Raw genomic sequence first — 13514 nt, forward strand, 5'->3', positions numbered from 1 at the left:
TCAGGTCTTCGCTTACGGCGTTTCCGCCGCCTCCTTGGCGTCGCCGGTGCCGCGGGCGCGGGCGGCCACGTTGGTATAAAGCAACAACGGCGAGGCGACGCAGATCGACGAATAGGTACCGACCAGGATACCGAAGATCATCGCGAAGGAGAAATCGCGGATCACCTCCCCGCCCAGGAAAAACAACGCCAACAGCGCCACCAGGGTGGTCAGGGACGTCATCAGGGTGCGGGACAGGGTCGCGTTGATCGAGTCATTCAAAAGATCGGGCACCGGCTTGGTCTTGTACTTGCGCAAATCCTCGCGGATGCGGTCGAACACGACCACCGTGTCGTTAATCGAATACCCGGCGATGGTCAGCACGGCGGCCACCGTCGACAGGTTGAATTCAAGACCCAGAAGGGAAAACATGCCGAGCGTCAGGAACACGTCGTGGGTCAACGCCATGACCGCCCCCAGGCCGAACTGCCATTCGAAGCGCAGCCAGATGTAGATCAACATGGCGATGATCGCCACGACCACGGCCAACACGCCGTCCAGCAGCAGTTCCGACGACACCTTGGGCCCGACGAATTCCACGCGACGGTAATCGACACCGGCCCCAAGTGCATCTTTCACGGCGGCAACGGCGGCCTGCTGCGCCGTCGCGTCGCCATCCTGCGCGCCGATGCGGATCAACACGTCGGCCGGGTTGCCGAATTCCTGCAGGCTGACCTCACCCAGGCCGAGCGCGCCCAATTGTCCGCGCATCTGGCTCAGATTGGCGGCCTGCGGCATGCGCACCTCGATCAGGATACCGCCCTGGAAATCGATGCCGAAATTCATCCCCTTGACGAACACCAGGGCCAGCGACATCGCGACGGCCAGGGCCGACATCGTCAGGAACACCTTGCGGAACGACATGAAGGGAATGTTGATGTCGTCGGGGACAAGCTTGAGCAGACGCATGATCTTTATCCTACCCGGCGCCTAGACCGGCAATTCCTGTGGCCGCGTGCGACGCAACCAGGCGACGACCATCAGGCGGGTGACCATGATCGCAGTGAACATGGAAGTCGCGATGCCGACGGCGAGCGTCACGGCGAAGCCCCGCACCGGCCCGGACCCGAAGGCGTAGAGCAGAACGGCGGCGATCAGCGTGGTCACGTTGGCATCGATGATGGTGGTCAGCGCCCGGCTGTAGCCGGCGTCGATGGCGCTGATCGGCGTGCGCCCGGCGCGCACTTCTTCTCGGATGCGTTCGAATATCAGCACGTTGGCGTCGACCGCCATGCCGACGGTCAGCACGATCCCGGCGATGCCGGGCAGCGTCAGCGTCGCCTGGATCACCGACAGAACCGCCAGGATCAGCAGCAGGTTGAAGATCAGCGCCACATTGGCCATCACGCCGAATTTGCCATAGGCGATGACCATGAAGACGATCACCGCGATCAGACCGACGATGCAGGCGGTTTCCCCGGCGGCGATGCTGTCCGCGCCCAGGCTGGCGCCGACCGTGCGTTCCTCAAGGATCGAAATCGGCGCCGGAAGGGCGCCCGCGCGCAGCAGAAGGGCCAAATCCTGGGCCGACTGCACGGTGAAGGAGCCGGAAATCTGGCCGCTGCCGGTGATGATCGGCTCGCGGATCACCGGCGCGCTGATGACCTTGTTGTCCAGCACGATGGCGAAAGGCCGGCCCACGTTCTTGGTCGTCACGTCGCCGAATTTCTTGGCCCCGCGGGCATTCAGGCGAAATCCCACGACCGGTTGATTGGTGCGCTGTTCAAAGCTTTGGTGGGCGTCGACCAGGTCCTCGCCCGACACCAGCACCCGGCGCTTGACCAGATAGGCGTCCTGACGGCCGACGGCGCGGTCTTCCTCAGTCGCCTGCAGCAGCACACTGCCCGGCGGCACGCGGCCGCGCTCGCGGGCCTCGGCCACGGAATTTTCCATATCGACCAGTTGGAACGTCAGCTTGGCCGTCTTGCCGATGATCGCCTTCAGGCGTTCCGGGTCTTTCAGACCCGGCACCTGGACCAGCACCCGATTGTCGCCCTGGCGCTGAATCGTCGGCTCGCGCGTGCCGGTTTCGTCGATACGGCGGCGCAGGATTTCCACGGACTGCTGCAGGGCGGACGAGCGCCGCTCCAACAAGGTCTGCTCCAGGGGCGTGATGGTGATGCGCTCACCGTCGACGCTGATCTGTGCGCCCGGCTCGATCGGCTTCAGAAGGTTGCGCGCCTTCTCGACCTCATCCGCCTTGGCGATGGTAACGACCACCGTATTGCCGTCGACGCCCAGGGTGCGGGCGCGGATACGCGCGGTGCGCAGCTCGGCGCGCGCACTTTCGGCGATGCCTTCCAGGTACTGCCTGATGACCTCGTCGACCTCGACCTCCAGCAGCAGGTGTGAGCCGCCCTGCAAATCCAGGCCCAGGTTGACCTGCTGGCTCGGCAATCCGCCGGGCAGCGATTCAGTCAGCGATTTAGGCAGGAAGTTGGGCAGGGAATAGGCCACACCCAGCAGGCAGACCACCAGGACCAACGCAACCTTCCACTTGGGGAAATAGACCATGGGTGCTTAACCGGACGTGTCAGGAATGGGACGAAACGAAGACCAGGGGCAAGGGATCAACCGTCCTTCTTGCCGCCGCCCAGCAGGCCGCGCAGGCCGCCCGGCTTCTTCTTGGCGGCGCCTTCGTCGTTGGCGGCGTCACCCTTGTCGACGGTCTTGCCGGAATCGGCCTGGGGCTCGGACTTGCTTTCGACCGAGGCCAGCGTGCTCTTGCGCACCTTGACCTTGATGCCCTCGGCGATTTCAACAATCACCTCGTCACCTTCGTTGACCTTGGTCACCGTGCCCATGATGCCGCCACCCGTGACGACCTTGTCGCCGCGCCGAACGGCTTCGAGCATGAGCTTGTGTTCCTTCATCTTCTTCTGCTGCGGACGAATCAGCAGGAAGTAAAAGATCACGAAGATCAGGATCAGGGGCAGGAACGCCTCAATGCCGCCACCACCACCGCCACCGGCTGCCTGGGCATACGCGGGCGAAATCAACATGCTTATCTCCTCATTCCCCCCGCATTTACCGTCGGGGGCGGTTCTTAAAATACCCGGAAACCGGTCGTCTTATTTGGGTGCGCGGGACTATAACCGCAAGACCGCGCGATGCAAACGCAAACCGGCGAATTTTTGCCCATCGCCTGCGGCGGCACGCAGACGATTGACGCCTTGCGCTCTCCGGCCTAATTTCCGCCGCCATGACCGATATCGATATGTACAAGGTCCTCGACCGCATCGCCGATGCGCTGGACCGTCTCGCCCCGCCGCCCGTCCCCGAAAACGACATGTCCGTCGCAGACGCTTTCGTCTGGCACGCCGACACCTCATGGCTGGAGCCCGTGCCCAAGGTCAACCGGGTCGAAATGGGCCTGTTGCGCGGCATCGACATGCAGGTTCAGCAGTTGACGGACAACACCCAGCGTTTCGCCAAAGGCCTGCCCGCCAACAACGCCTTGTTGTGGGGCGCGCGCGGCACGGGGAAAAGCTCACTGGTCAAGGCGCTGCACGCGGAAATCAACGCGGAACAGCCGGGTTCCCTCGTGCTGGTGGAAATCCACCGCGAGGATATTCCCTCCCTGCCCGCCCTGCTGTCGGTCGTGCGCGCCGGCGGGCGGCGCTGCCTGGTGTTCTGCGACGATCTCAGCTTCGATACCGAGGATACGTCCTACAAATCCTTGAAGGCAGTGCTTGACGGCGGCATCGAAGGACGGCCCGAAAACGTGCTGTTCTACGCCACGTCCAACCGCCGCCACCTGATCTCGCGCGACATGATCGAGAACGAACGCTCCACCGCCATCAACCCTGGCGAGGCGGTCGAGGAAAAGGTCTCCCTCTCGGACCGTTTCGGCCTGTGGCTGGGCTTTCATAACCTGGATCAGCAAACTTATTTCCAGATCGTCGAAGGCTATGCCAAGCGCTATGGCCTGGACGGCCCGGATGTCGATCTGCGCCGCGAAGCCAACGAATGGGCCGTGACCCGGGGCTCGCGCTCCGGCCGTGTCGCCTGGCAATACATCCAAAACCTGGCCGGACGCCTGGGCAAAACCCTGGAATAGCCGCGGCGTCATCGCCCCCGTGACATTCTTGCAACCATTACGCCGTATTCAATAAATACGGGAACTGGCCGGGCACGCCGTTTGTGCTATGCTAAGTGGTTGCTTGGTAAGGGGGAATACGTGTTATGGCGGGACCGTCAGATGATGACGACTGGCAAGCCAGCATCGCGCACCTGAAACAGATGGCCCACGATGTCGCGGGCCTGCCGCCTTCCGTCAAACACATGATAGAGCAGGCTTGGCTGGCGGCCGAGAAAGGCCAGGAAGACATGGCGCGAGAGCTTCTCGCCCAGGCCAAGCGGAAGATCGAATCCTGAAATCAGGCCGGCTTTGACGACAGGAACTGCTGCGGATTGACCGCGCGCTTGTTCTTTCGCAACTCGAAATGAAGCTGCGGTTCCGCCACCCCGCCGGTGTCGCCCACGGTCGCGATTTTCTGCCCCCGGCGCACCCGGTCGCCCTTGGCCACGGCCAGCTGGTCCGTATGGGCATAGGCGGAAATCCAACCACCGTCATGCTTGATCAGAACCAGATTGCCGAACCCGCGCAACTCGTTCCCCACATAGGCGACAACGCCGTTTTCCGTGGCCACCACGGGCGTGCCCCGGGGCGCTTTGATGTTGATGCCGTCGTTGCGCAGGCCGCTCTGCTTGACCCCGAAACGCGAAATCACCCGCCCCCCGGAAACAGGCCAGTAGAAGCCGCTGCCGCTGCGTTTGGGCGGCCCCGGCAAGGCACGGTTGGCCACGGCCGCCGGTGCCTTGGGCCGGTGCGGTGGCGTCACCTGGATGGATGACGGGGTACCGCCCTGGGGGGCCGCCTGGCCCGGTTCCGGACGATGGGGGGCCTTGACCGATTGCAGGGTGCCGGTCGGGATCAGCAGATCCTCGCCCACGCGGATCGTATAGGGCGGACGGATGCCGTTGATGCGCGCCAGTTCGTTGGGCTCGACATCGTATTTCTGGGCGATGGCGTAGACTGTTTCCCCTGCGGAAACCGTGTGCTGACGCCCGCGCGGCAGAACCAGGCGCTGATTGACCTGCAGGATGAAGGGCGGCTCCAGACCATTGGCCTCGATCAGGGGACGCAGGCCGACGCGATGGCGGCGCGAAATGGCGTAAAGCGTATCGCCCGGGCCGACACGCACGGCCGAGGCCCCGACGAAGGTCAAATCCCCGCCCGTGCGGCGACGGGTCTCCGGGCTTTGGACGGCGCGGGGCGCGGCCGATGCCGGGGCACGCGGGGCCGCCGCTGTCGTCTCGCTGCGGGGCGGCCATTCGGCAGCGCCACAGGCGGCAAGCGTCCACAACAGCACTGCCGCCGTTCCCACCTTCCCGATTTCGCGCCAGCTTCCGGTCATTCGCATCCTCATGCCCGCTGTCACGCCGGTGCGGCGACGCCCGCCACCAGGGGCACGAAGCGGACTTCGCCCATATCCTCGATCTCCAGGCCCAAGGGCCCCTTGTCGACCCGATACAGGCGTTGTTCCCCGTCGCTGGCCTGGCTGCCGACCGGCACGATCATGATCCCGCCCTCGGCCAGTTGCGACAGCAGCACAGGCGGAATGTCCTCGGCCGCGGCGGTGACGATGATGCGCTCGAACGGCGCCTGCTCCGGCCAACCGAGGGAGCCGTCACCCAGATGCGTGGTGATGTTGGTCAGGCCGAAGTGGCGGAACCGGCGTTCGGCCTCGTCCTTCAACCCCTTATGGCGCTCGATCGTATAGAGCCGGCGGCACAGCAGCGACAGCACCACCGACTGGTAGCCGCAGCCGGTGCCGACCTCCAGCACCTTGGTACGGTCCGTGACCTCCAGCGCCTCGGTCATGCGTGCAACCACCCAGGGCTGGCTGATGGTCTGCTGATGGCCGATCGGCAGGGCCAGGTTGCGGTAGGCCCGGTCCTGAAAGGCTTCGGGTACGAACTGTTCGCGCGGCACCCGGCCGATGGCTTCCAGCACCCGTTCGTCGGCGACGCCCAAACGGCGCAGGCTTTCCAGCAGTTCCTCACGCTCCGCCGCCAGGGCCTCCTCAAGCGCGGGGCGGAGCCGGTTCATGGGAAGACCTCGCTCAGGCGTTCAAGCTCCCGCCCCGCCGTCAGGTCGAGGCTCAGAGGCGTCACGGAAATCACCTTGCGCCGGCAAGCGTCCAGGTCCGTGCCTTCCTGGAATTTTTCCTCATCGCGCTGCACACCGACCCAGTAGTAGGCGTCGCCCCGAGGGTCGCGGCCATCCTGAATCTCGCCGCCGATCTTGCGCCGGCCCTGGCGCGTGACCTCCATCCCGGTAACCTCTCCGGGCGGGCAGTCGGGAATATTCACGTTCAGCAGGATCGCCGGATCAAAGTCGTAACCGGCCAGACGTTCGAGAATTTTCGGCATCCAGAATTCCGAGGTTTCCCAGATCACGTTGCGGTTGTCGTCGTATTCCTGGGAAAAGGCGACGGAGGGAATACCCAACAGCGCCCCTTCCATGGCCGCCGCCACGGTGCCCGAATAATGCACGTCCTCGCCCAGGTTGCCGCCCCGGTTGACCCCGGACATGACGATATCGGGGCGCAGGTCCTTCATCACCCGGTTGACGCCCAGAAGCACGCTGTCCGTCGGCGTGCCGTCCACGGCGAAGCGTCCGTCAGACACGTTGCGGATGCGCAACGGGCGGCGCAGAGTCAGGGAATGGCTGGTCGCCGACTGTTCCGTTTCTGGCGCGACGACCCAGACCTCGCGGGCCACGGCGCGCACCGCCTTTTCCAAAACCTTGATGCCCGGCGCATGGACGCCGTCGTCGTTGGATATGAGCACCCGGGCCTGGCTCAGATCAATGTGGCGGCGGGTCATGCTTTTCCGATGACCTCAAGCCCGCCCATGTAGGGCCGCAGAACATCCGGCACGGTGATCGAGCCGTCGGCCTGCTGGTAATTTTCCAGCACACCGATCATGGCGCGGCCGACGGCGACGCCGGAACCGTTCAGGGTATGCACGAAGCGCGTCCCCTTCTCGCCCTTCACACGGCAACGCGCCTTCATGCGCCGGGCCTGGAAATCACCGCAGTTGGAGCAACTGGAGATTTCCCGGTATGCCCCCTGCCCCGGCAGCCAGATTTCGATGTCGTAGGTCTTGCGGGCCCCGAACCCCATATCGCCCGTGGACAGCACCACGACGCGGTAAGGCAGGCCCAGCTTCTGCAGCACCGCTTCGGCGCAGCCGGTCATGCGCTCCAACTCGTCGTCGGAGGATTCGGGCGCCGAGATGGTCACCATCTCGACCTTCTTGAACTGGTGCTGGCGGATCATGCCGCGGGTGTCCTTGCCGGCGGCCCCCGCTTCGGAGCGATAACAGTCGGTCAGCGCCGCATAGCGGAAGGGCAGCCGATCATCATCGACGATCTCGCCCGCCATCAGGTTGGTCAGGGGCACTTCGGCCGTCGGGATCAACCAGTAACCATCATCGGTATGGAACAAATCCTCGGCGAACTTGGGCAATTGGCCCGTGCCGTACATGGTGGCGTCGTTGACCAGGGTCGGCGGGGCGACTTCCGTCAGGCCATGCTCGTTGATATGGGTGTCCAGCATGAAGTTGGCGATGGCGCGTTCCAGCCGCGCCAGGGGCCCGGACAGCACGACGAAGCGCGAACCGGACAGCTTTGCCGCGTTCTCGAAATCCATATGGCCCAGGCCTTCGCCCAGGTCGACATGGTCTCGGGCCTCGAAATCAAAGGCCTTGGGCTCACCCCATTTGCGGATTTCAATGTTGGCGCTTTCATCCGCGCCATCGGGCACGTCCACCGCCGGCAGGTTGGGGATGCCGGACAGGGCGTCTTCCAACACCTGCTCCGCCTCCTTGGCCTCGGCCTCGGCGGCGGCCTGGGCGTCCTTGGACTGCGACACTTTGGCCAGGATCTCCGAAGCGTCCTCACCCTTCGACTTGGCGATGCCGATCTGCTTGGACAGGGCGTTGCGTTCGGTCTGAATTTCCTGGGCCCGGGTTTCGGCCGTGCGGCGCTTTTTATCAAGCGCGATCAGCCCTTCGGCGGCGGGCGGAAGCCCCCGGCGCGCGAGCCCCGCATCGAAAGCGTCGGGGTTTTCACGGATCCATTTGATGTCGAACATCGCGGTCTCTTCGGGGTGTCGTTGACGGGACGGCGGAACAGGTACCGACGCCGTCGGGCAGCCCTGTTCAATCGCGCACTTATAGGCGGGCGAACCGGCCCCGTCCAGGGGTGGCGGGGCGTTTATGAACGGGGAAACTAGGCCTACGGCCCGGGCTCTGCCGCCGTTTTGGCGTTCTCGCCCTGGTCTTCGTCGTCGTCATCCAAATCGTCGTCTTCGGCGTCCAGATCGTCGCCCCGTTTCTTCTCGACCAGGCGCGCGCACCAGATGGAGATTTCGTAGAGCATGATGGTCGGCACGGCCAAGCCGATCTGGCTGATGACGTCGGGCGGCGTCAGGATCGCGGCCGCGACGAAGGCGATGACGATGGCGTACTTGCGCTTTGCCCGCAGTCCTTTGGAATTGACGATGCCGATGCGCGCCAGCAGCGTGATCACCACGGGCAGCTCGAAACAGATGCCGAAGGCGAAGATCAGCTGCATGACCAGGGACAGGTACTGGTCGACCTTGGCTTCCAGCTGGATCGGCAGAGAGCCGTCAATGCCCGCCGATTCAAAACCCAGGAAGAACTTCCAGGCCATGGGGAAGATGAAATAGTAAACCAGGGCCCCGCCCATGAAGAACAGGATCGGCGTGGCCACCAGGAATGGCGCCAGGGTGCGCTTTTCGTGCTTGTACAGACCCGGCGCCACGAACCCCCAGAACTGCATGGCAATAAAAGGAAAGCCCACGAACAGGGCGGCGAAGAACGAGACCTTCAGATAGGTGAAGAAGGCTTCGTGCAAGGCCGTGTAGATCAACCGCCGCTGGCCGCCCGCATCGTGCATGACGTCGGCAAGCGGATGAACCAGGAAGGCGTAGATATGTTCGGAAAACCCATAGGCGACGAAGAACAGTACGATCAGCGCCGCGAAGCAGTAGATCAGGCGCGTACGCAGCTCCAGCAGATGCTCCAGCAGCGGCATCTTGCTTTCGTCGGCGCCGATCCCATCAGGGTCGAAATTGTCGTGGGCGCTGTCGGCCATGGGGGCGCCTAGGTCTTCGCCGTGTCGGCGGCGGGTTCTGCCGCCGGCTCGGCGGTGGTGACCGGCTCGCTCGGCGGCGGCGGGGTGGTGGCGGTCACGGGCGCGTCCGCGGCGGGCTGTGCCGCTTCGGTCGAAGCCGACTTGGCCTCGGTCATGGTTTCACGCACGGCACCGTCCAAATCAGCGGCCTTTTCGATCTCGCCGTCCGGGTCCAGGTTGTCCTTGATTTCCTTGGTCACGTCGTAATGGGCGATTTTGTTGGCCTCGCGGCGGATGTCGTCCAATTCGGCCTCGCGCGCGACTTCGTCCAGACCCGCCTGGAATTCACCGGCCATGGACCGCAGTTTACGGATCGCGCGCATCACCGTGCGCACGGCGCGCGGCAAATCCTTTGGACCGATCACGATGATCGCCAGGATGGCGACAATGAACAGTTCCTGCCAGCCGATATCGAACATGGCGGCGCGGTACTCCGTTTGGCCTTTATGAGTGAGCGGACGGGTCCAAATTCAAAAGGACACTCTGCCCGCGTTGGTTAGCCGGCAGCCTTGTCTTTTTCCGCCGCGGCCGTCTGCGACGGCTTGTCGGCCGACTCGCCGTCGATCGCTTTGCGTTCGGCCGTTCCGTCCGTGGCCTCGTCGTCCTCTTTCATGCTTTTCTTGAACGATTTCAGGCCTTTACCGAAATCCCCCATGAGCCGCGAAATTTTGCCGCCGCCACCGAAAAGAACGAGGACAACGACCAGGACAACCAGCCAATGCCAGATGCTGAATGTACCCATTTTCTGCTTTCTCTTGTGGTTTTTACGATGTGGGAAGCCGGATGATGGCAGATACGATGGTGTGCCGCAATGCCCCCGGTCAGCCCCCCTGACGGGGATAGATGTAAGGGAATCGACCAGCCATGCAAGGCTTTTCGGCCCGCTTTCGCGAATAAGTCCGGCAGGTGGAAATCTTCGCCCGGCCCGCCGGCTATCCCCTACCCCGCGGGCGTCAGACCGTCATCGGGATCAAGGGCGTCAACGCGGTCGTCCTCGGTAATGTCGGCGCCGCCCGGCGGCGGGGCATCGCCCTCGTTATCGTCTTCCGTATCGACGCCGCCACTGCCGTCCGTCAACTCGCCATGGGAACGGTAGACGTTGAGCGCCGGCCCGGATTCCAGAAGCCCCATGGCCTTCAGTTCCTTGATGCCCGGCAGATCACGCAGCGTTTCCAGCCCGAAGTGGTCCAGGAAACCGTCCGTGGTGCCCCAGGTCAACGGCCGGCCCGGCCCGTCCTTGCGCCCGCGCGGCCGGATCCAACCTTCCTCAAGCAAAATATCCATGGTCCCCTTGCTCAAGGAGACGCCGCGGATTTCCTCAATCTCGGCCCGTGTGATGGGCTGATGGTAAGCGACGATGGCAAGCGTCTCGATCGCCGCGCGCGACAATTTGCGCGTGACCTCGATGTGCTTGGTCATCTGTGCCGCCAAGTCTTCCGCCGTGCGAAAGGCCCAGGATGCGCCGGCGCGGATCAGATTGACGCCGCGCCCGGCGTATTGGTCCTGCAGTTCGGCCAACAGAGCCTTGAGGTCCGCGTCCTCGGGCAGGCGATTGGACAAAACCCGTTCGGTCATCGGTTCGGCCGAAGCGAACAGCACGGCTTCCAGCAGGCGCAGGTGGTCGCGGTTGAGATCGCTCATGCCTATTGCTCCCCGCCGTCGGCGTCGCTGCCGGCGACCACGCGGGGACCGGTGGCGGAGACGGCGTCGTTGCCGCCATCGGTGCGGGCCCGCAGATAGATCGGGCCGAAAATATCGGATTGGCGAATGTTCACTTTGCCTTCCTTGGCGAGTTCCAAACTGGCGGCGAAGGTGGACGCCACCGCCGACTTGCCGAACAGCCCGCCCCGCAGTTCCTTGGGCAGATAGCTCCACAGGGACTGCCAGTCGGGGGTCCGGCCGAGCAGATGACGCAGGCGCTTGAGCGCATCCTCGACCGTATAAACCTCGAACGGTTCGATGTGCAACGTCCGGTCGCCGCCGGCCCCCCGGCGGCGCTGACGGGCATAGGCCTGCAGCAGTTCGTACAGGTTCACGTCGAGGATCTGTTCGGTCTCCACCGGATGTTTTTCCGGGGCCCCTCGGGCGAAGAAGTCGCGGCGCAGCTGCGACCGTTCGGTCAGCAGCTGACCCGCGTTCTGCATGGCCTCCAGGCGCTGCATCTGGAACGCCAGGGCGGCGGCCATCTCCTCGCCCGTGGGCTCGTCCTCGCCGCCCAGATCGGGCAGCAGCAAACGCGATTTCAGATAGGCCAGCCACGCCGCCATGACCAGATAGTCGGCGGCGATCTCCAGGTTGGTCTGCTGGGCGGCGGCGATGAACTTCAGGTACTGATCGGCCAGGGCCAGGATCGAAATCTGGGTAATGTCGAGCTTATGGTCGCGGGCCAGGGTCAGCAGAACGTCGAGTGGCCCTTCATAGCCGTCGAGATCGACCACGAAGATAACCTCGCGGTGCACCGTCGGCGTCTCCGGGGTATCGAAATCGTCGCTCATGCCATTCCTTGCGTTTTCGGCCTTGCGCATCCGGCCCCGCCTTCAGGCCCGGTCGCCCGGGTTTTAGGCGAGTCCGAGGCCCGCGAACAGGAAATTCATCAGGGCCGACGCGGGAACCCCCACCAGCCACCAGAACACGTTCAGGTCCATGCCGATCTGATCGCCGATCAGGGGCAGCAGGAACACCGCCCCCCGGATAATCAGGAATCCCACCCGTTCCAACCGGGCAAGCGGAATCGCCAGGAAGTCGGGCAGCAGACCGACGGCCACGCGTCCGCCGTCCAGGGGCGGTATCGGCAGCATATTGAACACGGCCAAAATCAGGTTGATCCATACGGAATTGACCAGATTGCGCCCCATCCATTCACCCAATTCCGGCGGCAGGGCGGCGACGCTGGTCAGCGCCACGGCGGACAATACCGCCAGGATCAGGTTGGCCCCCGGCCCGGCGGCGGCGACAAGGACCATGTCGCGGCGCGGCCGGTTGAGGCGGGAAAAATTCACGGGCACCGGTTTGGCATAACCGAACATGAAGCGCCCGCCCGAGCCCAGCAGCAACAGGGCCGGCAGCAGGATGGTGCCGAAGAGATCAATATGTTTCAGAGGGTTGAAGGTCACACGGCCCAGGTTCTTCGCCGTGGCGTCCCCCAACATATTGGCGACGAAGCCGTGCGCGGCTTCGTGAAACGTGACGGCCAGCAGCACAGGCAAGATCCAGACGGAAACCGTATAGGCCAGCCCGGCAAGGTCGAAATCGGTCATCATGCAGTCGTCTCCGGCGCGGGGCTGCGCAGGGCTTCGGCCCGGGCGGCACGGGCCAAGGCCTTGTCCGACATGATATGGGCAGCCTCGGCCACGGGCGCCATCTCGGCCATCACGCCGTTGCAGTGCAGGACCACATCGCAGCCCCCCGCCAGGGCCCGCCGCGTGCGGTCGGCAAACGTGCCGGAAAGGGCGTGCATGGACAGATCATCGGAAATCAACAGGCCGTCGAAGCCGATGTCGCCCCGAATCACGCGGTCCACCACCTTGGCCGAGAACGTCGCGCAATTGTCCGCGTCGACGGCCGTATAGACGACATGGGCCGTCATCGCCCATGGGGCGGTGTTCAGCGCCCTGAACGGGGCGAAATCCGTGTCGCGCAGGGTCGCAAGGTCCGTATCGACCACCGGCAGGGCCTTGTGGCTGTCGACCGTGGCGCGGCCGTGGCCGGGGATATGCTTGATGACCGGCGTCACGCCGCCCGCATGCAGGGCGTCGATGATGACCCGTCCCAACGCCGTGATGGCGGCGGTGTCCGTGCCAAGCGCCCGGTCGCCGATGATCGGGTCGGCCCCCGGCTGCGGCAGGTCAAGCACCGGCCAGCAATCGACGGTGATGCCCAGGTCCGCCAAGTCGCGGGCGATGGCGCGGGCGTTCACTGCAAGGTCGGCAGATGCTTGGTCAGGGGTCTCCAGATAGGCCGCCGCGAACTTAGATGCGGGCGGTCGATCCGGCCAATGGGGCGGCCTGAGGCGTTGCACCCGCCCGCCTTCCTGGTCGATCAGCACGGGCGCCGCACCGTCGCCGACGGTCGCCCGCAGATCACGCACCAAGGCGCGGACCTGATCCGGGGTTTCGATGTTGCGCGCGAACAGAATGAAGCCGAGGGGATTGGCGTCCTCGAAAAAACGCATTTCCGCGTCCGACAAGGATGGGCCTTCGCAGCCGAAGATCACGGCCCGGGGCGGGCCCTTGCGCCCGCTCATATG

16 protein-coding genes are annotated in these 13514 nt (G+C 64.3%); 2 read left to right on the top strand and 14 right to left on the bottom strand.

From position 1 onward, the window contains the following. Nucleotides 1-12 precede the first annotated feature (12 nt). From secF to yajC, 3 genes are read right to left on the bottom strand one after another with little or no spacing between them, the layout of a single operon-like run. Nucleotides 13-948: a protein translocase subunit SecF gene (gene secF, locus KFF05_10535; protein ID UTW50401.1), complete on the bottom strand. Its 936-nt coding sequence runs from the start codon at nt 946-948 to the stop codon at nt 13-15. A gap of 21 nt (nt 949-969) precedes the next feature. Further along, nucleotides 970-2553 carry a protein translocase subunit SecD gene (secD, locus tag KFF05_10540; GenBank protein ID UTW50402.1) on the bottom strand — a complete coding sequence of 528 codons (1584 nt, stop codon included), beginning with the start codon at nt 2551-2553 and terminating at the stop codon, nt 970-972. A gap of 56 nt (nt 2554-2609) precedes the next feature. After that, nucleotides 2610-3041: a preprotein translocase subunit YajC gene (yajC, locus tag KFF05_10545; GenBank protein UTW50403.1), complete on the bottom strand. Its 432-nt coding sequence runs from the start codon at nt 3039-3041 to the stop codon at nt 2610-2612. Nucleotides 3042-3241: 200 nt separating this feature from the next. On the opposite strand from yajC, the gene KFF05_10550 reads away from it, so the two are divergent. Together KFF05_10550 and KFF05_10555 are read left to right on the top strand one after the other, a co-directional pair. After that, a complete protein-coding gene (locus KFF05_10550) occupies nt 3242-4099 on the top strand; it encodes an ATP-binding protein (GenBank protein ID UTW50404.1) in 858 nt (285 codons plus the stop codon). A 125-nt stretch (nt 4100-4224) separates the two neighbouring features. Beyond that, on the top strand, nt 4225-4416 hold the full coding sequence (locus KFF05_10555; protein UTW50405.1) for a hypothetical protein: 192 nt from the start codon (nt 4225-4227) through the stop codon (nt 4414-4416). Between the two features lie 2 nt (nt 4417-4418). Here KFF05_10555 and KFF05_10560 read toward each other — a convergent pair whose 3' ends face one another. The 11 genes from KFF05_10560 to nagZ form a co-directional block, all read right to left on the bottom strand. After that, nucleotides 4419-5459, bottom strand: coding sequence for a LysM peptidoglycan-binding domain-containing M23 family metallopeptidase (locus KFF05_10560; protein UTW50406.1), 1041 nt, complete (start codon nt 5457-5459; stop codon nt 4419-4421). Between the two features lie 20 nt (nt 5460-5479). Beyond that, nucleotides 5480-6154 carry a protein-L-isoaspartate(D-aspartate) O-methyltransferase gene (locus KFF05_10565; GenBank protein UTW50407.1) on the bottom strand — a complete coding sequence of 225 codons (675 nt, stop codon included), beginning with the start codon at nt 6152-6154 and terminating at the stop codon, nt 5480-5482. Beyond that, nucleotides 6151-6933 (bottom strand): 5'/3'-nucleotidase SurE, encoded by a 783-nt coding sequence (gene surE, locus KFF05_10570; GenBank protein UTW50408.1) that lies wholly within the window; start codon nt 6931-6933, stop codon nt 6151-6153. Before surE ends, KFF05_10565 begins: the two co-directional genes overlap by 4 nt. Continuing rightward, nucleotides 6930-8204: a serine--tRNA ligase gene (gene serS / locus KFF05_10575; GenBank protein UTW50409.1), complete on the bottom strand. Its 1275-nt coding sequence runs from the start codon at nt 8202-8204 to the stop codon at nt 6930-6932. Before serS ends, surE begins: the two co-directional genes overlap by 4 nt. A 143-nt stretch (nt 8205-8347) precedes the next feature. Next, entirely contained in the window at nt 8348-9229 is an 882-nt protein-coding gene (gene tatC, locus KFF05_10580; protein UTW50410.1) for a twin-arginine translocase subunit TatC, read from the bottom strand. Nucleotides 9230-9237: 8 nt separating this feature from the next. Beyond that, on the bottom strand, nt 9238-9687 hold the full coding sequence (tatB, locus tag KFF05_10585) for a twin-arginine translocase subunit TatB (GenBank protein ID UTW50411.1): 450 nt from the start codon (nt 9685-9687) through the stop codon (nt 9238-9240). Between the two features lie 77 nt (nt 9688-9764). Continuing rightward, a complete protein-coding gene (locus KFF05_10590) occupies nt 9765-10010 on the bottom strand; it encodes a twin-arginine translocase TatA/TatE family subunit (GenBank protein UTW50412.1) in 246 nt (81 codons plus the stop codon). 197 nt (nt 10011-10207) lie between these two features. Further along, nucleotides 10208-10909 (bottom strand): SMC-Scp complex subunit ScpB, encoded by a 702-nt coding sequence (gene scpB / locus KFF05_10595; protein UTW50413.1) that lies wholly within the window; start codon nt 10907-10909, stop codon nt 10208-10210. 2 nt (nt 10910-10911) lie between these two features. Next, nucleotides 10912-11763, bottom strand: coding sequence for a segregation/condensation protein A (locus KFF05_10600; protein UTW50414.1), 852 nt, complete (start codon nt 11761-11763; stop codon nt 10912-10914). A gap of 63 nt (nt 11764-11826) precedes the next feature. Further along, complete coding sequence (locus KFF05_10605) at nt 11827-12528, bottom strand: site-2 protease family protein (GenBank protein UTW50415.1); 702 nt, start codon at nt 12526-12528, stop codon at nt 11827-11829. Continuing rightward, nucleotides 12525-13511, bottom strand: coding sequence for a beta-N-acetylhexosaminidase (gene nagZ, locus KFF05_10610; protein UTW50416.1), 987 nt, complete (start codon nt 13509-13511; stop codon nt 12525-12527). Before nagZ ends, KFF05_10605 begins: the two co-directional genes overlap by 4 nt. Nucleotides 13512-13514: the final 3 nt, after the last annotated feature.

Source organism: bacterium SCSIO 12827 (assembly GCA_024397995.1).
Classification (GTDB): domain Bacteria; phylum Pseudomonadota; class Alphaproteobacteria; order Rhodospirillales; family Casp-alpha2; genus UBA1479.